The organism is Exiguobacterium sp. s95 (assembly GCF_018618655.1).
GTDB lineage: Bacteria > Bacillota > Bacilli > Exiguobacteriales > Exiguobacteriaceae > Exiguobacterium_A > Exiguobacterium_A oxidotolerans.
Genome location: NZ_JACSMM010000015.1, coordinates 1 through 19,431, shown reverse-complemented (window position 1 = coordinate 19,431; position 19,431 = coordinate 1). Strand labels below are relative to the sequence as shown.

18 protein-coding genes are annotated in these 19,431 nt (G+C 45.1%); 9 read left to right on the top strand and 9 right to left on the bottom strand.

Features of this window, described 5'->3' with window-relative positions:
• The first annotated feature begins 12 nt into the window (after positions 1 to 12).
• Genes glgD through KNP99_RS14850 form a run of 3 tightly spaced genes read left to right on the top strand, consistent with a single transcriptional unit; the run spans position 13 to position 5,030 of the window.
• Complete coding sequence (glgD, locus tag KNP99_RS14860) at positions 13 to 1,113, top strand: glucose-1-phosphate adenylyltransferase subunit GlgD (RefSeq protein ID WP_029332793.1); 1,101 nt, start codon at positions 13 to 15, stop codon at positions 1,111 to 1,113.
• A gap of 13 nt (positions 1,114 to 1,126) precedes the next feature.
• Positions 1,127 to 2,578, top strand: a complete 1,452-nt coding sequence (gene glgA / locus KNP99_RS14855) for a glycogen synthase GlgA (RefSeq protein ID WP_214807429.1) — start codon at positions 1,127 to 1,129, stop codon at positions 2,576 to 2,578.
• Positions 2,579 to 2,606: 28 nt separating this feature from the next.
• Positions 2,607 to 5,030: a glycogen/starch/alpha-glucan phosphorylase gene (locus KNP99_RS14850; RefSeq protein ID WP_214767943.1), complete on the top strand. Its 2,424-nt coding sequence runs from the start codon at positions 2,607 to 2,609 to the stop codon at positions 5,028 to 5,030.
• 38 nt (positions 5,031 to 5,068) lie between these two features.
• Here the strand turns inward: KNP99_RS14850 and KNP99_RS14845 are convergent, their stop codons facing one another.
• Positions 5,069 to 5,881 carry a sulfurtransferase gene (locus tag KNP99_RS14845; protein WP_239456828.1) on the bottom strand — a complete coding sequence of 271 codons (813 nt, stop codon included), beginning with the start codon at positions 5,879 to 5,881 and terminating at the stop codon, positions 5,069 to 5,071.
• Positions 5,882 to 5,972: 91 nt separating this feature from the next.
• Here KNP99_RS14845 and KNP99_RS14840 point away from each other — a divergent pair, with 91 nt between their 5' ends.
• Both KNP99_RS14840 and KNP99_RS14835 read left to right on the top strand, forming a co-directional pair.
• A complete protein-coding gene (locus KNP99_RS14840; RefSeq protein ID WP_214767940.1) occupies positions 5,973 to 7,709 on the top strand; it encodes a phospho-sugar mutase in 1,737 nt (578 codons plus the stop codon).
• A 147-nt stretch (positions 7,710 to 7,856) separates the two neighbouring features.
• Positions 7,857 to 8,753, top strand: a complete 897-nt coding sequence (locus KNP99_RS14835; protein WP_088836444.1) for an aldo/keto reductase — start codon at positions 7,857 to 7,859, stop codon at positions 8,751 to 8,753.
• 359 nt (positions 8,754 to 9,112) lie between these two features.
• Here the strand turns inward: KNP99_RS14835 and KNP99_RS14830 are convergent, their stop codons facing one another.
• The 5 genes from KNP99_RS14830 to KNP99_RS14810 all read right to left on the bottom strand — a co-directional run bounded on the left by KNP99_RS14830 (position 9,113) and on the right by KNP99_RS14810 (position 13,069).
• Complete coding sequence (locus KNP99_RS14830; protein WP_014969669.1) at positions 9,113 to 9,301, bottom strand: hypothetical protein; 189 nt, start codon at positions 9,299 to 9,301, stop codon at positions 9,113 to 9,115.
• 142 nt (positions 9,302 to 9,443) lie between these two features.
• Complete coding sequence (locus tag KNP99_RS14825) at positions 9,444 to 10,094, bottom strand: amino acid ABC transporter permease (protein WP_088836445.1); 651 nt, start codon at positions 10,092 to 10,094, stop codon at positions 9,444 to 9,446.
• On the bottom strand, positions 10,091 to 10,852 hold the full coding sequence (locus KNP99_RS14820; protein ID WP_088836446.1) for a transporter substrate-binding domain-containing protein: 762 nt from the start codon (positions 10,850 to 10,852) through the stop codon (positions 10,091 to 10,093). Before KNP99_RS14820 ends, KNP99_RS14825 begins: the two co-directional genes overlap by 4 nt.
• Before the next feature lie 160 nt (positions 10,853 to 11,012).
• Complete coding sequence (locus tag KNP99_RS14815) at positions 11,013 to 12,119, bottom strand: ABC transporter ATP-binding protein (protein ID WP_029332801.1); 1,107 nt, start codon at positions 12,117 to 12,119, stop codon at positions 11,013 to 11,015.
• Between the two features lie 119 nt (positions 12,120 to 12,238).
• Complete coding sequence (locus tag KNP99_RS14810; protein WP_088836447.1) at positions 12,239 to 13,069, bottom strand: helix-turn-helix domain-containing protein; 831 nt, start codon at positions 13,067 to 13,069, stop codon at positions 12,239 to 12,241.
• 73 nt (positions 13,070 to 13,142) lie between these two features.
• Between KNP99_RS14810 and KNP99_RS14805 the strand changes: the two genes are divergently transcribed.
• Positions 13,143 to 14,279, top strand: a complete 1,137-nt coding sequence (locus tag KNP99_RS14805) for a DUF445 domain-containing protein (RefSeq protein ID WP_088836448.1) — start codon at positions 13,143 to 13,145, stop codon at positions 14,277 to 14,279.
• A gap of 20 nt (positions 14,280 to 14,299) precedes the next feature.
• Positions 14,300 to 14,677: a YlbF/YmcA family competence regulator gene (locus KNP99_RS14800; protein ID WP_029332804.1), complete on the top strand. Its 378-nt coding sequence runs from the start codon at positions 14,300 to 14,302 to the stop codon at positions 14,675 to 14,677.
• Between the two features lie 135 nt (positions 14,678 to 14,812).
• On the opposite strand, the gene KNP99_RS14795 is transcribed toward KNP99_RS14800, so the two are convergent.
• The 3 genes from KNP99_RS14795 to KNP99_RS14785 form a co-directional block, all read right to left on the bottom strand.
• The gene (locus tag KNP99_RS14795; protein WP_088836449.1) at positions 14,813 to 15,034 is read right to left on the bottom strand and encodes a YhzD family protein; all 222 of its coding nucleotides are present in this window, start codon (positions 15,032 to 15,034) and stop codon (positions 14,813 to 14,815) included.
• A 56-nt stretch (positions 15,035 to 15,090) separates the two neighbouring features.
• Positions 15,091 to 16,170 (bottom strand): DNA polymerase IV, encoded by a 1,080-nt coding sequence (dinB, locus tag KNP99_RS14790; protein ID WP_251133116.1) that lies wholly within the window; start codon positions 16,168 to 16,170, stop codon positions 15,091 to 15,093.
• Between the two features lie 62 nt (positions 16,171 to 16,232).
• The gene (locus KNP99_RS14785; protein WP_214807433.1) at positions 16,233 to 17,138 is read right to left on the bottom strand and encodes a magnesium transporter CorA family protein; all 906 of its coding nucleotides are present in this window, start codon (positions 17,136 to 17,138) and stop codon (positions 16,233 to 16,235) included.
• A 103-nt stretch (positions 17,139 to 17,241) separates the two neighbouring features.
• Between KNP99_RS14785 and KNP99_RS14780 the strand changes: the two genes are divergently transcribed.
• Both KNP99_RS14780 and namA read left to right on the top strand, forming a co-directional pair.
• The gene (locus KNP99_RS14780; RefSeq protein ID WP_029332810.1) at positions 17,242 to 18,162 is read left to right on the top strand and encodes an HD domain-containing protein; all 921 of its coding nucleotides are present in this window, start codon (positions 17,242 to 17,244) and stop codon (positions 18,160 to 18,162) included.
• A 22-nt stretch (positions 18,163 to 18,184) separates the two neighbouring features.
• Positions 18,185 to 19,207: an NADPH dehydrogenase NamA gene (namA, locus tag KNP99_RS14775; RefSeq protein WP_214812208.1), complete on the top strand. Its 1,023-nt coding sequence runs from the start codon at positions 18,185 to 18,187 to the stop codon at positions 19,205 to 19,207.
• The last annotated feature ends 224 nt before the right edge of the window (positions 19,208 to 19,431 follow it).

The window sequence follows — 19,431 nt, the reverse complement described above, 5'->3', positions numbered from 1 at the left end:
GGGGAACTACCGATGAAAGCAGATCTATTGGGTGTCATTAATTTAAGTGGAGAAGAAGGATTCTTTAAAGAACTGACGGAGCATCGAAATTTAGCCGCGGTTCCGTTCGCCGGACGGTATCGGTTGATTGATTTCACGTTGACGAACATGGTACAAAATGAAATCGCCAACATTGGTGTCTTTACGCTTGAAAAGTACCGAGCGATGATGGACCACCTTGGGTCGGGAAAAGAGTGGGATCTTGACCGTTCGAACGGGGGACTCTATATCTTCCCACCGGCATTATCACAAGATGCCCATGAATTCCGGGGCGATTTATCAAACTTCCATTTACACCGCGACTTCTTCTTGCGTAGTAAAGAAAACTACCTCGTGATTTCGGGTTCGAATGTGTTATCGGCAGTAGATTATCGCGATGTCTTGCGTGAACATAAAGAATCGAATGCTGACATCACAGTCGTCTATACGAAGCGTGACTTGCCATGTAAATATTGCCGTCCGATTCGTTTTGGTGATCAAAATCGAGTGACAGCGATTGGTTCGCGCGGTTTTGAACCGTCTGACGAAACATTCTATATGGAAACAGTCGTCCTATCGAAAAACCTGTTCGTCCGTCTCGTTGACGAAGCAGTCGGTCGTGGCGAATATGATTTGCTTCAAAGCATCATTCGCTCGCAGTTGAACCGTCTGCATGTTCATGGGTACGAGTATCAGGGCACATCACAAGTCATCCACTCACTACGCTCGTATTACCGTGAGAGCATGCTATTGCTCGAGCAGTGGGGAGCAATCAATGATTTCCAACATGTCTACACGAAGATTAAGCATGAACCACCGACACGTTATCTCCCAGGCTCGACGATCAAGAACTCGCTCGTCGCGAATGGATGTAAATTAGAAGGAACAGCGAAAGACAGCATCTTATTCCGGGGTGTGAAAGTCGGGAAACATGCTCGTGTTAAAAATTCAATCATCATGCAAAAATCGGTCATCGAAGAAGGTGCAGTCGTCGAATACGCGATTCTCGATAAAGAAGTCACTGTCAAACGTGGACAAGTGATTCGTGGAACGGCGGAAGAACCGATCGTCATCAAAAAACAAACAATCGTTTAAAGGGGATGTCATCATGAAGGTATGGTTTGCTGCCACAGAAGCGACACCCTTCATCAAGACGGGGGGGCTAGCTGACGTCGTCGGCTCGCTCCCTTTAGCGCTTGCTGAAGAGGGTGCGGAAGTATCCGTTGTCTTACCGAACTATGGTCAAATTAAAGAACAGTTCAAGTCGGAAATGGAATTTTTATTCGATTTCATCGTACCCGTCGGCTGGCGGCAACAGTTTGGTGCCGTCCTACGTCTGAAACAGGATGGTGTCACATTTTATTTCATCGATAATGAATATTACTTTAATCGAGATGGGATTATTTATGGTCATTACGACGATGCGGAGCGTTTCGCATACTTTTCCCGGGCGGTGCTCGAGATGATTCAACACCTTGATCGTGCGGAAGTACCAGATGTCATTCATTGTCATGATTGGCAGACCGGTGTCATTCCAGCTTTCTTACGAATTCATTACCAACACCTTGAGCGTTATCAAGACATCAAAACGGTCTTTACGATTCATAATTTGCAGTACCAAGGTATTTTCCCGGAAGAAGTTCTTGGCGATTTACTTGGCCTCAGTCATGAACACTTTACGATGGATGGACTTGCGCATAACGGTCTCGTCAACTATATGAAAGCGGGACTTGTTCACGCCAATCAAATTACGACGGTCAGCCCATCGTATCGGGATGAAATCATGGACCCGTACTATGGTGAGAGTCTAGAATCCATCTTGCAACACCGGGCAGTCGATGTTCGTGGGATTTTAAACGGAATTGACTACCGTCAATTCAATCCGGAAACAGACGAGCATCTTGTCGAGAATTATGATGTTGAGACGGCTGAAGAAGGAAAAGCAGTAAATAAAGAAGCATTGCAAAAAGAATTGGGTTTACCGGTCAATCCGGATGTTCCACTTTTCGGATTCGTGTCGCGTCTTGTCGACCAAAAAGGAATTGATTTACTTGCGCACATTTTACCTGATTTATTCGAACTCGACGCGCAGTTTATCATTCTCGGGTCAGGTGAGGCGGAATACGAGGGCTTGTTCCACCATGCGACAACAATTCGTCCGGATAAAGTGGCTTCATACATCGGCTTTGACGTCGGACTCGCTCAACGTATTTATGCAGGGAGCGACGCGTTCTTGATGCCGTCACGCTTTGAACCGTGTGGACTCAGTCAATTGATTTCGATGAAGTATGGTTCTTTACCTGTCGTCCGTGAAACAGGTGGTTTGCGAGACACGGTGACACCATTCAATCAATTTACATTAGAGGGAAATGGCTTCTCGTTCTCGAATTATAATGCACATGACTTCCTTGACGCGATCAAGCGAACGATTGATACCTATCAAGATAAACCAGTCTTTAAGCATCTGATTGAGACAGCAATGGAAGAAGATTTTAGCTGGATTCGCTCAGCCGATGAATATTTAGCACTCTATCATCTCATCGCACCATCTGTTGACTGATTGGGATTAAGAGAAATGAGGTTTTGGCATGTTTAAAGATAAAGAGAAGTTCAAGAAGAGGTTTAATGAGCGGTTTGTGTCGATGCACGGAAAAGCACTGAGTGAAGCAACAGAGAATGATGTGTATCAAACACTCGCCTACATGGTCCGGGAATATGTCACATCAGATTGGATGCACACGAAGGAAACCTATATCCATAAAAAGAGTAAGCAAGTCTACTATTTCTCGCTCGAATTTTTGCTCGGACGTTTTCTGTACAACAACTTGCTGAGCTTAGACGTACTCGAGGAAGTTCGCGAGGGATTAGAGGAACTTGGCTACGACCTAGCAGACTTGACGGAAGAAGAGCCGGAACCAGGACTTGGTAACGGAGGGCTCGGACGATTAGCAGCATGTTTCTTAGACTCGTTGGCAGCTCTCGGTCTACCTGGACACGGGAACGGAATTCGATACCAGTATGGTTTATTTAAACAAAAAATCATCGACGGCTATCAAGTCGAACTCCCGGATAACTGGCTCAAAAACGGAAACATGTGGGAGATACGTCGTCCCGATAAGGCAGTCGATATTCCGTTCGGTGGACACGTCTGGCTCGAGGAAGTAGACGGCGGGTACCGTGTCCATCATGAACCAGCTGAAATTGTCCGGGCCGTCCCGTATGATATGCCAATCGTCGGCTATCAAAATGGTGTCGTCAATAACTTGCGTCTTTGGAGCGCAGAATCTCCATATGATGATGATGAACTGTTGCACCAGCACAGCGGGAACTATAAAGATTTACTTGCACATAAACAATCGATTCAAACGATTTCAGAGTTTCTTTATCCGGACGATACGACGTACGAAGGGAAAGTCCTACGTTTGAAGCAACAATATTTCTTTGTTGCCGCCGGCTTACGGAGTATTCTCTTGTCTCACAAAAAACGAAATGCATCGTTTAAACAGCTCGGAAATCAAATCGCGATTCATATCAACGACACACACCCAGTCGTCGCGATTCCAGAACTGATGCGGATTCTAATTGATGAGGAAGGCTATGAGTGGGAAGAAGCGTGGCGCATCACGAAGAGTGTCATGTCGTTTACGAACCATACATTGCTCGCCGAAGCGCTCGAGCGCTGGCCGGTCGACTTATTTAGAAATTTATTACCGCGGATTTATCAAATCATCGAGGAAATTAATCGTCGCTTCTGTCAGGACGTCCTTGATAACTATCCACACCTTGCTTCACACATGCAAGAAATCGCCATCATCGCCGATGGACGGATCAACATGGCGAACTTAGCAGTTGTCGGGACACATTCGACGAACGGCGTCGCACAGATTCATACTGAAATCCTGAAACAACGGGAGATGCGTCTGTTTTACGAGATGTTCCCACTTCGTTTCAACAATAAAACGAACGGGATTACGCATCGTCGCTGGTTCTTGTTATCGAACCCGCAACTCGCGAACCGTGTGACGGAAGCGATTGGAGATAGCTGGATCAATCATCCGTCAGACTTGCAAAAGTTGACGAAATGGTCGGAAGATCGTCAACTCCAACAGGATATCAAACAAATTAAGCTTGAAAATAAACAGGAACTTGCTCGATTGATTGAAGCGGAGACAGGCATTACTGTCGATCCATATTCGATTTTTGATGTGCAAGTCAAGCGTCTCCATGCCTATAAACGCCAGTTACTTAATGCTTTGCATATCCATTCGTTGTATTACCGTCTAAAAGAAGATAAATCCTTCAAGATGACACCACGGACCTTTATTTTCGGAGCAAAAGCAGCTCCGGGGTATCATTATGCGAAAGAAGTCATTCGTTACATCAATGCACTCGCAAAATTGATTAATTCTGATGCGGAAGTCAGCCCTTACATGAAAGTCGTGTTCTTAGAAAACTATCGTGTTTCGCTTGCTGAAAAAATCTTCCCGGCGAGTGATGTCAGTGAGCAGATCTCGACGGCGAGTTATGAAGCGTCTGGTACAGGAAACATGAAGTTCATGATGAACGGGGCCTTGACAATCGGGACACTTGACGGAGCGAACATTGAGATTCGGGACGAGGTCGAGGATGCAAATATCTTTATTTTCGGACTTACACCGCAAGAGGTCATGAACTATAAAAAGTACGGTGGCTATAATGCATACGACCAATACAGTTCACAACCGGAGTTACGGAGAATCGTCGATAGCTTAGTTGATGGTTCATTATTCCCGGTTGGGGAGTTTCAAGCGATTTATGACTCGCTCATCACGTATAACGATGAGTACTTGATTTTAAAAGACTTCCAGTCGTATCAGCAGGCACAAGAACGAATCGACCGGACGTATCAAAACCCTGAGAAGTGGTACCAGATGGTTATTATGAACATTGGAAAATCAGGTGTCTTCTCGAGTGACCGGACGATTAAAGAATATGCGAACGCGATTTGGAACATCAAGCCGGTTCAAGTTTGATCATAAGAAAAAGCCTGATCTAATCAGGCTTTTAAAAATTATGAAATATCGTTCGTTTGACTAATCCAGTCGCTATAAGAACCAGCGTATAGCCGAACATCATTTTTACCGAGCGAGTGTAATGCGAGTATGTTGACGCAAGCTGTCACACCGCTACCACAATAGAGGATCGGAGATGCTTCTTCAAGTAACGGAGCATAAAGCTCCTTTAAATCTTCTGCATCTTTCAGTCTTCCGTCGGGTGAAATCGCTTCTTCGAAGAAACAATTGACAGCACCGGGAATGTGACCAGCTACAGCATCAATCGTTTCGTTCTGACCCTTGAATCTGTCAGGGGAACGAGAGTCGACGAGTAGCGTATCCGTCGAACGTCCTTTGACTGTCTCAAAATCGACGAGCATGTCATCTTGGAACTCAGCGTCGTATGTAGAAGGCGCGAAGGATTCCAAATCTTGTGTCATCGGATAGTCAAACGCAAGGTAAGAGGAGAGGCCGCCTTCGAGTACGACGACGCGTTCATGACCGGCCCATTTGAAAAGCCACCATGCGCGTGCTGCATAAGGAAAACCATCATCATATAAGACGACGAAGTCATCATTTTTAATGCCGTGCGCTTCTAGCGTTTGAATCCATTTTTCTTTCGACGGTAAAGGATGACGCCCGCCCGTAGAGGATACGGGTCCTGATAAATCATTTGCTAAATCTAGATACAGTGCACCAGGCACATGTTGGTCCTCAAAAGCTAGACGACCATAATTCGGATCACGTAAATCGTAGCGGCAATCGAACCAACGGATTTGATCCGAGTGGACGAGTTGTTGTAAGTCCGCCATTTGAATGGTTGGAAACATTTGAATCACCTCGACCTTTCTAGATTAATCATATGAAAGGTGACGCTTCATCGCAAGTGTGACTTCGATAAATTAAAGGAGTGGAATGAATATGTCATGGAAAGAGACCTATCAAAAGTGGAATCAGTTTGAAAAATTAGAGCCTGAATTGAAAGAAGAGCTCGTCGCGTTATCAGCAGATGATAAAGCGGCAGAGGACGCTTTTTATAAAGAACTTGAGTTTGGTACTGGCGGTATGCGTGGAGAAATCGGTGTCGGTACGAACCGGATGAACGTTTACACAGTCCGTAAAGCATCTCAAGGGTTTGCAGACTTTATTAAAGCGGCAGGGGAAGAAGCTGTCACGCAAGGAATCGTCATTGCACATGACTCGCGTCACTTTTCGCCTGAGTTTGCTTTAGAAGCAGCAAAAACGCTTGCAAGCAATGGCATTAAAGCATATTTATTCGATGGACTACGTCCGACACCAGAATTATCGTTTGCTGTACGTGAGCTTCGCGCTGCAGGGGGGATCGTCATTACGGCAAGCCACAACCCGCCTGAGTACAATGGTTACAAAGTATACGGTAATGACGGTGGACAATTGCCGCCAAAAGAAGCGGATGAACTCGTATCGTATGTCGATCAAGTTGAAGATGAACTATCGATCGTGTTAGAAGCAGAAGAAGTCCTTCGGGCAAATGGACTTATCGTTCGTGTCGGAGAACAAATCGATGATGCGTATCAAGAAAAATTAAAAACGATTCGTGTTTTACCGGCGATTCAAGACGAGTTGCAAGATTCATTAAAAATTGTGTTCACGCCACTTCACGGAACAGGTCTTGTTCCTGTTACTGTCGGACTAAAGAACTACGGTTTTGAAAATGTGACGGTCGTTGAAGAACAAGCAAAACCGGACGGGGCGTTCCCAACGGTTTCGTCACCGAACCCGGAAGAACACGCTGCGTTTGAACTTGCCATCGAATACGGGAATCGGGTCGACGCGGATGTACTGCTCGCGACAGATCCTGATGCAGACCGCGTCGGTGTAGCGACGCGCGATGCAAGTGGGGAATGGACGGTACTGACAGGAAACCAAACGGGTGCATTGTTACTCGACTACATCCTGTCGCAAAAATCAGCCCAAGGTACATTACCGGCGAACGGCTTTGTCGCGAAAACAATCGTAACATCAGAACTCGGTGCGTTAATTGCCCGTCATTACAATCTGCATGTCGAAAACACATTAACGGGCTTTAAATTCATCGGTGAAAAAATTAAACAATATAATGCGTCAGGTGAATATGAATACCTGTTCGGTTATGAAGAAAGTTACGGTTATTTGATCGGCGATTTTTGTCGCGACAAGGATGCTGTCCAGGCGTGCTTACTCGCAGCAGAGATGGCAGCGTACCATAAGAAAGAAGGACGGACGTTGTATGAGGCATTACAAGCCATTTACGAACAGTTCGGTTACTTCGAAGAGTCGTTACGTTCACTGACGTTAAAAGGAAAGGACGGAGTGGAACAAATTGGACGAATCATGAACACGTTCCGTGAAAACCCACCCAAACAAGTGGCGGGAGAGAAAGTGGTCTTGTTCGAAGATTACGATGCGAGCATGGCGCACGACTTGATTCAACACAAACCATCGCCAATCAATCTTCCGAAATCGAACGTGCTGAAGTTCACGCTTGAGGATGGTTCATGGTTCTGCCTCCGCCCATCAGGAACGGAACCGAAAATCAAGTTTTACTTCAGTGTAACTTCACCGGATGCGGCGGATACGACACGTAAACGTCAACTGATTGAAGATGAAGTGATGCAAGAAGTGGAACAAATTCAGTAAGACCGTTGACTAAATGATTATCAAGGCACGAGTACCGGACAGGTATCTCGTGCCTTTTTGTGAAAAGCGAAATCCGTGCAACCGTTACCAACTTCCTGTAGAGTTAAATGGGACAGAAAAAGTACGAGATCGAAAGGATGAATTGGAATGGAACGAATTCAACTAACAGAAGAATTGTCATTTTCGCGTGTGATTCATGGATTATGGCGATTAAATGAGTGGAACATGACAGCAGAAGAACGTCTTGCTTTGATTGAGCAATGTTTAGCGCTTGGGATCACGACGTTTGATCATGCGGACATTTACGGGGATTATACGAATGAAGGTTTGTTCGGAGAAGCGTTGGCCTTAAAACCAGAATTACGTGAACGAATGGAGATTGTGACGAAAACGGGGATCAAGATGAAAGGGAACTACTATTCCGATCAAAACCTTTCATTTTACGATACAACAAAAGAACATATCATTGAAAATGCGACACGTTCATTAAAGGAACTTGGTGTCGAATACATTGATACGTTATTGATTCACCGACCGGATCCATTGATGGACCCGAACGAAATTGCCGAAGCGTTTGTTGAATTAAAAGAGTCCGGTAAAGTTCGGACGTTCGGTTTATCGAATCATACGCCAGCTCAACAAAGTTTAATTCAATCACGTCTACCGTTCATGCTCGTGACGAATCAATTGGAACTCTCAGTTGCTGAACTGAAACATTTCGAAGATGGATCGGTGGATCTTTGCCATGAAAACGAGATGCCGGTCATGGCATGGAGTCCGCTCGCCGGTGGACGGTTATTCAAAGAAGAAGAATATCGCGTCTTACGAGATAAGCTTGAAGAAATCGGACAACAAATCGGAGCGACAGATATTGATGAAGTCGCCTATGCGTGGCTCTTGAAACATCCGGCACGCATCATGCCGATTGTCGGTTCAGGGAAAATCAAACGGATTGAATCCGCGGTCAATGCGACGCGTTTGACATTGTCACGTGAACAGTGGTTCGAAATTTTGAAAGCGTCTCGCGGACGTGACGTCGATTAAAAAAATAGCCTTCGGGCTATTTTCAGCGTCTAGCCGAAGTAACATAGGGTGAGATAAAAGCTTATCCCTGTTCCGTTGCATTCCTCGGGCGAGAGGCAAGCCGTTGCTCCTTGATCCTAGCGGATAACGAGCAGGGTCTTGCCTACCTCTGACAGTGCGTTAAAAACGCACTTTTCCCCGTAGGAGTCAACGGAAAAGTGACGCTTTTGAGACGAGGCGAGACAGGGAAGCGTTACACACGATCATATCGGTATAAATCCTTCATTAGAGTTTGGCCATAGCCTAAAAATAGCCTTCGGGCTATTTTTTTTGCACAAAAAGCCCATCTCAAGGGGGATTTGAGATGGGTATCTATAGGGTCACGCTTCTAGGCGAAGCATCTCCTGGCGGTATTTATCTAGACGTTCTTTACTGGCAACTACGGCAGCTTGGTCACTGACTTGGATAGCATCAAAGAGTGTGCTGAGCTCATAATCAATCTCGAGGCGTAGCACTGGAATCCGCTGTTCTGCATCTTGTCTACGGAAAGCTTCAATTACTTGTTTCATCTTGGCCACGCTCCTTTTAAAGTTATCAGATAATTCTGATTTTTTATTAGTATACTTGATTATTCCCGTGTTGCCTAGTGTTAAACCTTAAAAAGAACAAAAAAATACTTGGAATGTGCTGACCATTCCAAGTTGGTTTCATTTAATTCGGGATGCTAAAGCGAACTTCTAAGCGGTGTTGAACCATCTGTACGAGCGTCGACATGATCCAGTAAATCGCTGCTGAGAACAGCAGAAGTGGCATGACGAGATAGGTCGTAGCAGAAATTTGATCCGAGACATACGTTAACTCTTCGACAGCGACAAGCGTACCGAGTGACGTCGATTTAATGATATCGATGACAGAATTCGACAGTGGCGGAATGGCGCGTGATAATGCTTGAGGAAGGATGACGTCCTTGAACGTTTTCCGACGCGGGATTCCGAGCGAATCAGCTGCTTCCCATTGCCCGCGATCGACAGAAGCGATGGCGGCACGGAACGATTCCGAAATATAAGCGGAAAAGTGCAGTGATAATCCAAAAGCGAGTGCCTGAAAGCCCGTCAGTTGTAATGCGACAAGACCATTATATAAAATCAAAATCTGTAACAGTAAAGGTGTTCCGCGGAAGAACGAGACATACAATCGAGCGAAACCGCTAAAGACGGTGAAGCGGCTGTCACGCATGACGGCAAGAATCAACCCGAGGAAAAGCGCAAAGACGATGGCAAGTCCACTTGCAAGAAGTGTAATGCCAATCGCCTCTCCGTAGACGTTCGCATTATCGCGAACGATCGTGAACAATTCCGTCACTGACTGATATCCTCGTCAAAGTATTTCTTACCGATGTCTGCAAGTGTACCGTCTTTTTTCATTTCTGCAAGTGCTTCATTGAAGTCCTCTGCATACTTGCTATCTTTTGCCATCATGAAACCAGACTCATTTTTATCAAATGTTTCTCCGACTGCTTTCACTTTATAACCGGCTTTTTTGAGTTCAGTCAAAACGAACAAGCGATCGTTCATCGCAGCATCAACACGTCCTGCTTCAAGATCTTTTAAAACTTGGTTTGCACCTTTATAATACTTCACTTTTGCGCCAGCATCTTCTGCTGTCTTTGCATAAAGCGAACCTTGTGTCGAACCAACGACTTTACCTTTTAAATCATCAAGTGTTTTGATGTCGTCCGTTTTTTCATTGACGATGATTGTTGATCCGGATACCGTATATGCATCAGAAAATGCATACTTTTCTTTCCGCTCATCCGTGATACCCATTTGGTTCGCGATGACATCGATACGTTCTGAATCAAGTGCTGGAATCAATCCTTTAAAGTCCATTGCTTTATAGTCGACTTTATAGCCGGCGCGTTTAGCGACTTCATTCATGACATCGATGTCATAACCAGTCAGTTCGCCTTTTTCTTTATACGTAAATGGTGGGTATGTCGCTTCAGTACCAACCGTAATCATCTTACTGTCTTTGCTTGCTTCTTCATTAGAAGCGCCGCACGCTGCTAACACCCCCGCCGTTGATAGTGCTGCTACTGCTAGCTTTAGTCCGTGTTTCATAGCGCTCTCTCCTTTAAAAATAAATGATTTCAATTCCTAGTTTTCGAATAGGATTAATTTAAGACTACAAGCAGTATCATACAAAGTTACAAGAACGTCTGTCAATAAAAAAGACTGCCCACGAATGGACAGTCTTAGAAAAGTAAACATTCAGTTGAAATTAACGAATTGTCGCTTCAGTTGCAGCGTCGAAGAAATGCGCTTTTGTCATGTCGAAGAAGAGGTCGAGATCTGATCCCATCTCGACGTGTGAGCGTGAGTCGACACGAGCTGTGAAGGCTTGATTACCTACCTTGGAATAGAGATACGATTCTGCACCCATCAATTCGGAAACTTCGATGTGTGCCGGGAAACGGTGTGCTGTTTTTGTGTCTTGATAAATCAATTCAGCATGAATGTCTTCCGGACGGATTCCGAGGACGAGGTCTTTGCTCGTATAGCCGCGTTCACGGAGAACTTTCATTTTGCCTTCAGGGACTTCGAACTTCTCTTCTGTCCCTGTGACGTGGAAAAGTCCATCGTCAGCCAGTTTGCCTGTTAGGAAGTTCATCGAAGGGGATCCGATGAATCCGGCGACGAACATGTTGTCCGGGTGATCGTATACTTCTTTAGGAGAACCGACCTGCTGAATGAGACCTGCTTTCATGATGACGATACGCGTCGCAAGCGTCATTGCTTCTGTTTGGTCATGGGTAACATAAATCGTCGTTGTTTCGAGACGTTTATGAAGTTGGATGATTTCTTTACGCATTTGAACACGGAGTTTTGCATCCAAGTTCGAGAGGGGTTCATCCATCAAGAAGACTTTTGCATCACGAACGATGGCACGACCGATTGCAACACGTTGACGCTGTCCACCTGATAATGCTTTTGGTTTCCGCTCGAGGTACTCTTCCAGACCAAGGATACGTGCCGCATTGTCGACGCGCTGTTTGATTTCGTCTTTCGGGAACTTACGTAGCTTGAGTCCGAATGCCATGTTATCAAACACGTTCATGTGCGGGTAGAGTGCGTAGTTTTGAAAGACCATTGCGATATCACGGTCTTTCGGTGCGACGTCATTCATCCGTTTACCGTCGATGATGAAATCTCCGCCTGAGATTTCTTCGAGTCCAGCGATCATCCGAAGTGTCGTTGATTTACCACAACCTGATGGTCCGACGAAAACGATGAATTCTTTGTCTTGGATGTGAAGGTTAAAGTCGTCAACGGCCTTTGCTGAGCCGGAATAAATTTTGTCAATATGTTCAAGACGAATATCTGCCATGTGTATATCCTCCTAGTAGTGTGATCGGGTAATGTAACGCTTACAATCCTTAGTATAGAAGAAAAGGGATCAACTGAACATGGACAACATGACGAAATGCAACCGTTTTCATTTGGGCACTATGCTAGAAGTAACAAGGTATATAAAAAGGCGGCACCTTCAAACGATCGAATATCGATTTCTGTCTGTTCTGTCAACCGGTCAAGTCGGTACTGAAGGCTGTTACGATGAAGAAATAAGTGTTTTGCTGTCAACGATACATTCAGATTGGCACGACAGAAAGCATCAATCGTCTCACGCGATTCAGGTTCGAGTGGTGCAATGAAGCGATCTGTCAGCTCGTCACGGACCGTTTCCGATAAAAGAGCGAGTCGTGTGAGGGCAGGTAAGAAACGTTCGACACGGAACGGAAGCAGGTTAAGGGCTGCTTGTTCTAGACGGAACTGGACTGCGATATCTCCATTTATTCGGCGTTGACCGATTAATACTTTTCCATCTGTTAGAAAATCAGATTGTAAAGCTGTGAATAAGTCATTTAAATCATGTTCGCTCACTAACTCATCTCGTTCAATGACAAGCAGTCGAGTCGTCGTCAAGGGGACAAAGATGCTCGAGGAGTCGAAAAAAGAAGTCAATAGCTGTTCGAGATCTTCAGTCGTCCGATCATCGAGTTGATTGAATAAGAAATGGGTCATCCGGAAGGGTTCGTGCTCGACGGCGCTCGATAATTCCAGACGCTGATGCCAGTAAGTTGTATCGGTTGATGCTGAAACGACGACGCGTTCTGCGATTAAATTCAATAAGTCGATTTCACGCCCGGACAACGCGGAACTTTCGATTCCGAAACGAAGCCCATCCGCTAACTGATATACGCTATAATTATCCATGCAATATACCGTGGGGTCTGTCGATAACTGATCTTTGAATAAGGAAATCAATTGCTGTAGCACGTTACATCTCTCCTACATAAAAAGTGATACTCAGACTTTACCACAATACTAAATTCGGAAGGAACGATGAGCTATGCAAATCGAATTCATGACCATCTTAAAAATCATCGGAATGATTGTATTAGGTGCAACAATCGGTGCAGTCACGAACCATCTTGCGATTCGTATGTTATTTCGACCGCTAGAAGCAAAATATATCGGAAAGTACCGGATTCCTTTTACACCAGGTCTAATTCCGAAACGGCGCGATGAACTAGCAGCCAATCTCGGACGGACCGTTGTCAAACATTTAGTGACCCCTGAAGGAATCGGGAAACGCCTTCGACAACCTGCGATGCACGAGGCCGTTACAAATCTTGTCACGACCGAACTCATGAAATGGGTACACTCAACCGTCACGATTCGAGAAGTGATCGGCCGCTTCGTCAATCAACCGGAAGAACAATTGCGAAAAAAAATCGAACAGACGCTTGAACATGAATTGATGGACGGCGTGATTCATCTGAAAAACTCAACGATTCAAGAAGTCATCGGCGAAGGCGGAGTCTTAAAAGTCAAGGAAGCAATCCCTGACGTCGTAGATGCATTGTTAAAACAAACGGATGTTTATTTTGATAGTCCAGAAGGGAAGATGAAATTAGAGGAGACGGCCGCCGGATTCATCCAAGGAAAACTTGGAGGCGGAATGTTCGGGATGTTACTTGCGAATATCAATTTGGTGGAGATGATTCAACCTGAAATCAAACGGGTATTACAAGGAGAGTCGACGCGTCAGTTCATTACTGAAATGGTCGAGAAAGAAATCGAACAAGTGATGGAACGTCCGATTCATACACTCCTTGATGAAGAGTTAGAGAAACAAGTCATCGAACGCGTCAAATCGGAAATCATCAACCGGATTCCACTAACAGAAACGTTGGATAAGCCATTACACCATTATCTCGGCCGGTTTGATGAGAAAGTGCGGACCGAGTTCGTTCCGGTGATTGTCGACCGGTTGATTGACCAAGCGGTGAAACACGCAGAACGAATCATGACGACACTCGACGTCGAATCGATTGTGCGTGATGAGGTCGACCTACTCGATACACAGTATCTCGAAGAAATCGTCTTATCGATTTCTCGGAAGGAATTCCGGGCTATCACTTGGCTTGGAGGACTGTTAGGTGGTTTAATTGGGATGATACAAGCAATCATCGTGATTGCTTAACTAAATTGGAGGGTTTTAATATGTCTGAAACAAATTTGTATGACCACGCCTATACGCTCGAACGTGCACTGCGAGAAACTCCGGAGTACACAACATTACAAGATTTATACACACAAGTGAACGCTGATCCAGCATCGAATGAACTGTTTGCTTCATTCCGTAACGTTCAACTTGAGCTTCAACAAAAGCAAATGGAAGGTGAAGAAATCACACCTGACGATATGGCTTCAGCTCAAGCAAAAATGTTGGAAGTTCAAAACAATCCACTCATCAGTCAATTGATGCAAGAAGAACAACGGATGCATACGATGTTGACGGAAGTTACTCAAATCATCATGAAGCCGCTCGAAGAACTTTATGCGCCAATGATGGAGCAAAATCAAGACGACGTGCAATAAGATGTAAACAGAGCCTCGGACAATGTCCGGGGCTCTCGGTGTGTAGACAAAGTGGCATTAGACAATAGAAGATTCTTTCTTTTTCGTCGCGTTCCTCTTAATTTGTACATAGATGACTCTGATTTCAATAAGAACTTATGTTGAACTGCCTGCAACAGGCACAATTTTAGGTAAATAAGCACGCTCGAAATGAATTAATTTACCGGCACGCGTGACGCGGGCGCCTTTATGTTCGAACTTTCCTTCTTTGAGACGACGGATCCCTTCCTCCCTTGCATCTGAATCGTTAGGTGATTCAAACGTATCATCGAGTAAAGTTTCTCCACGGTCCGCGAATACAGTAAGTGTATAGAGCATGTCTCTTCCTCCTTTAGTAAAATAACTAATTCAAGTGTACTGAATAGTCATTCATTTTACAAGTAGGAGTCAATATCTTGCCACGTTAATTGTCTCGACTTTGGTGGTACTTCAAGATGACTGACACTCATTCCGATTAAACGAATCGGACCCGTGAATTCGATTTCATTAAATAATTTTGTCGTTACCGTGAGTAACCGATCTTCGTCGTTCGTCTCTTCGAGAAAAGTGAAACGTTTTGAACGTGATTGGAATGTCTCTGTTTTCCACTTAACGGTGACTGTCCGACAAACGAGTTCTTTTTGTTGCAGACTACGGACGACAGATTGGGCCTCTCGCTTTAAGGTTTCGAAAATCGTATCAATATCTTCCGTATCTTCTTCGAAGGTCGTTTCAGATCCAATCGATTTGCGCTCACGGTGGGGACGGACTAACCGTTCGTCTTCACCGTGGGCCATCGTATACAATTCTGTTCCACGGTCCCGACCGAGTAACCCGTGGAGTTCTTCGACCGGTGACTGTTGGATATCAGCGACGGTCTCAAATCCATGTTTTCGAAGCGTCTGCTCGGTGACTTTCCCAACACCATGCAAGTCACCGATTTGTAAAGAAGACAAAAAGGGAAGTACCTCCTCAGGTGGGAGAACGGTTAAGCCGTTCGGTTTTTGATAACCGGAAGCAATCTTTGCGACGAGCTTCGAATTCGAGACACCAGCGGATGCCGTCAAGTCCGTCCGGCGTTTGATTTCAGCAAGGATATACTCTGCGATGTGGGTCGCACTCGTCATATTTAAATTATTCTCCGTCACATCGAGGTACGCTTCATCGAGTGATAATGGTTCGACAAGCGGTGTGACTTCAAGAAACAGTTCCATGATTTGCGCACTAACTGCACGATAGACGTCGAATCGGGGACGGATGAAGACGGCACGCGGACAGAGCTGAAAGGCACGACGAGATGGCATCGCGCTGTGGACACCGTACTTCCGTGCTTCATAGGAACACGTCGCGACGACTCCACGTGCATGAGGAGGGCCACCGACGATGACAGGAACACCCTTTAAGTGAGGGCGATCGCGTTGTTCGACAGAAGCGTAAAAAGCGTCCATATCGATATGAATGATTTTTCGTCCCATCAAAAGTCACCTCCTCCAACTAAATATGATAAACTAAGTATAACGAACTTATGTTCTTATATCTATTTTTTTGTCCGTTTTTTAGGCATGCGAACGAGTGCTCCGAGCCATCCACGCCATTTCATCCAATAAAAGATTCCACCGGTCGTAATCACGATCAGGGTAAGTGCACCTGCGTAACCGTATTTCCAGTCAAGTTCGGGCATGTTCTTGAAGTTCATGCCCCAAATCGCGCCGAGGGCCATCATCGGGGTCGCGACAGCCGTGAAGATCGTCAGGGCCTTCATGATTTCGTTTCCCCTGAAGTTCGAGACGGTCGTCGATAAATCGAGCAGAACCTCAATATCTTTTTGATAGTGTTCAATCAACATCAATAAACGCTCGACACGTCGTTTGGCAAGGCGAAACGGAAGATGTTGTTCAAAATCAGTGACTGCGACGAAGGCTTCTTGGCCTGCAAGAATCAATTCTTGAAAAGGGACGATTAAGTCGGACCAGTTCTCAATTGTATCGCGTAAGGCAAAGATGCTATCGAGTGAATTCTCATTGATGTTGCCCCGGAGTTCATCTTGTCGAGAAAAGAGTTCCGTTTCAAAGTCATCGATGCCTGAAAAGTACGTATTCATTTGTAACGAAAGAATCGCATAAAAGGCATCAAAAGCTGTTTTTGAGTCAAACGGTGCAGTCAGTGACATAATATGTTCAGAGAGTCCGATCGTGATGAGTTCAGTAGGCGTGATGTAATAGCAGATGAAGCGACGGTCGCTTTTATCATCAGGATTTTGCCAAGTCACGATTGAACCGTATAAGACACCGAGTTCTGCTCGGGTAAAGTTGACATCTTTTGTACGAAGTTGACGAACCCACTCAATTTTTGAGGGACTGACGGTCTCTTCGTTATTTAGTTGTTGGTCGTAGTCTGATACAGTCATGTAGCGGTACCAGTTAAAGTGCGAATCGAATTTCATGTTTAAGGCTCCCATATAGTAGAATAAATAAGTGAATTGCAGTAAGCATAATGAAAAATATTAAAGATACGATTAACTTCTAAAATAAAGGACGTGTTGTGAAATGAAAGGTATTGGACAACTGGCAGTTGGAGAAATGCTTGATCAACGTGTGATGATTAAGCAGTCGATGAAAGGCATCGCGGCGAACGGAAAACCATATCTCACATTGATTTTAGCAGATAAGACAGGTGAAATTGAGACGAAGATGTGGGATACGAGTGATGTCGAAAAGTATGCACCTAAGTTCATCGTCCATGCGGCAGGTGAAGTGATGGATTATCGCGGCCGGACACAGTTGAAACTAAAACAAATTACGGTACTCGATGAGACCAATGTTGAAGAGTACATTCAGGCAGCACCACTCCCGCGGGAACAAATCGAAACAGAAGTACTCCAGTACATCGAGTCGATTCAACAAGCGGATATGAAAAAAATCGTCAAACACCTTGTCACTAAAAACTTTAATGCCTACTTTACGCATCCGGCGGCTGTTAAGAACCACCATGCGTTCTATTCAGGGTTATCGTACCACGTACTGTCGATGCTGAAGCTTGCCGATCAAATCGCGAAACTCTATCCGACATTGAATCGCGATCTACTCGTAGCAGGTGTCGTGTTACATGATTATGCAAAAATAAAAGAGTTATCAGATCCTGTCACGCCAGAGTATACGCTTCCTGGAAAACTTGTCGGTCATATTTCATTAATGGTCGCAGAACTTGAAAAAGTCGGAGCAGAACTCGAGATTGATGCTGAAGTGTTGACGGTCTTACAACATCTAGTGCTCAGTCATCACGGTCGTCCTGAGTGGGGATCGGCAGTAGCACCTCAAATGCGCGAAGCAGAAGTGTTATTTTTAATTGATAATTTGGATGCACGAATGACGATGATGGATCGTCTTCTTGAATACGTGGAACCAGGACAATTCTCTGAACGTTCGTTTGCACTCGACAACCGTTCGTTTTATCGACCAAAATTATAATCAGCGGTAGGGGGAGAATAAAATGAAGGCAAAGTTATTCGAAGCAATCGAAATTGGGAATGTGACGTTTCGTAATCGTGTCATCATGGCACCGATGTGTATGTATAGCGCGAAAGAAGACGGTAAGGTGACGGATTGGCACGTGACACATTACGCGTCCCGCGCAGTAGGGGGTGTAGGAGGTGTCATGTTAGAAGCGACAGCTGTGACACCTGACGGACGGATTTCAGCAGGCGATTTAGGAATTTGGTCAGATTCGCAAATTGAAGGCTTACGACGGATTGCGGAGCAAGTACAAGCAGCGGGGGCGAAAGTTGGCGTACAACTAGCACATGCGGGACGGAAAAGTACGACAGCACGTCCGCCTGTCGCACCGAGTCCGATTGCCTTTGATGATTCATATGGAAGTCCAGCCGAGTTATCTATAGAAGACATAAAAAAAATTCAGCAACAATTTATCGATGCAGCATTACGCGTTGAACAAGCAGGGTACGATTTCATTGAATTACATGGGGCACATGGCTATCTAATCAATACATTTTTATCACCGTTATCAAATGAGCGAAACGATCAGTATGGCGGATCGCTTGAAAACCGGATGCGTTTCTTACTTGAAATCACCGAAGGTATTCAAGCAAAATCGGATATCTCACTCTGGGTCCGGATTTCAGCAGCTGATCACGCACCGGGTGGGATGACAGCGACGGACTATATTCCACTCGCGCAAGCATTAGTAGAACGAGGTATCGATTTACTCGATTGTAGCTCCGGTGCCGTCGTCGCTAATGCAATTCCAGACGTATACCCTGGTTATCAAGTTCCCTATGCTGCAGAGCTCAAGCAAGCGACAGGAATCAAGACAGGGGCAGTTGGATTAATTACGACAGCAACGATGGCAGAAGAGATTTTACGGAGTCAACGTGCTGATGTCGTATTACTCGCACGTGAACTCTTACGGCAACCGTACTGGGTTCATCATGCAGCGGCAGAACTCCATGATGAGGTCATCCTTCCGAAGCAATACGAACGTGCGCCCATTCGTTGATCAAAAAAGAACGGACTTAAAAAGGAATCACGCTTTCGCACATGTGCTTTTTTCAGGCGGGGGAGTTGCTTCATCTACGCACTTGGTCGCCATGTTCAGAAAATATGTATAGAAAACGCCGATGACTCCGTATAGTGAACTGAACCCTAAATGGTGGACACTTGATAAAAGACCCCATTCGGGGTTTTTTGTGTTCAGAGATATCGATATACTGTATCTATTCA

Bases quoted from the DNA above. Each gene is read 5' to 3' on its own strand.
- KNP99_RS14780 (WP_029332810.1), top strand. From the start codon at position 17,242: ATGAAAGGTATTGGACAACTGGCAGTTGGAGAAATGCTTGATCAACGT.
- KNP99_RS14800 (WP_029332804.1), top strand. From the start codon at position 14,300: ATGTCTGAAACAAATTTGTATGACCACGCCTATACGCTCGAACGTGCA.
- KNP99_RS14835 (WP_088836444.1), top strand. From the start codon at position 7,857: ATGGAACGAATTCAACTAACAGAAGAATTGTCATTTTCGCGTGTGATT.
- KNP99_RS14845 (WP_239456828.1), bottom strand. From the start codon at position 5,881: ATGTTTCCAACCATTCAAATGGCGGACTTACAACAACTCGTCCACTCG.
- KNP99_RS14795 (WP_088836449.1), bottom strand. From the start codon at position 15,034: ATGCTCTATACACTTACTGTATTCGCGGACCGTGGAGAAACTTTACTC.
- KNP99_RS14805 (WP_088836448.1), top strand. From the start codon at position 13,143: ATGCAAATCGAATTCATGACCATCTTAAAAATCATCGGAATGATTGTA.
- KNP99_RS14785 (WP_214807433.1), bottom strand. From the start codon at position 17,138: ATGAAATTCGATTCGCACTTTAACTGGTACCGCTACATGACTGTATCA.
- KNP99_RS14840 (WP_214767940.1), top strand. From the start codon at position 5,973: ATGTCATGGAAAGAGACCTATCAAAAGTGGAATCAGTTTGAAAAATTA.
- glgA (WP_214807429.1), top strand. From the start codon at position 1,127: ATGAAGGTATGGTTTGCTGCCACAGAAGCGACACCCTTCATCAAGACG.
- KNP99_RS14820 (WP_088836446.1), bottom strand. From the start codon at position 10,852: ATGAAACACGGACTAAAGCTAGCAGTAGCAGCACTATCAACGGCGGGG.
- namA (WP_214812208.1), top strand. From the start codon at position 18,185: ATGAAGGCAAAGTTATTCGAAGCAATCGAAATTGGGAATGTGACGTTT.
- KNP99_RS14830 (WP_014969669.1), bottom strand. From the start codon at position 9,301: ATGAAACAAGTAATTGAAGCTTTCCGTAGACAAGATGCAGAACAGCGG.
- KNP99_RS14850 (WP_214767943.1), top strand. From the start codon at position 2,607: ATGTTTAAAGATAAAGAGAAGTTCAAGAAGAGGTTTAATGAGCGGTTT.
- KNP99_RS14815 (WP_029332801.1), bottom strand. From the start codon at position 12,119: ATGGCAGATATTCGTCTTGAACATATTGACAAAATTTATTCCGGCTCA.
- dinB (WP_251133116.1), bottom strand. From the start codon at position 16,170: ATGGGACGAAAAATCATTCATATCGATATGGACGCTTTTTACGCTTCT.
- glgD (WP_029332793.1), top strand. From the start codon at position 13: ATGAAAGCAGATCTATTGGGTGTCATTAATTTAAGTGGAGAAGAAGGA.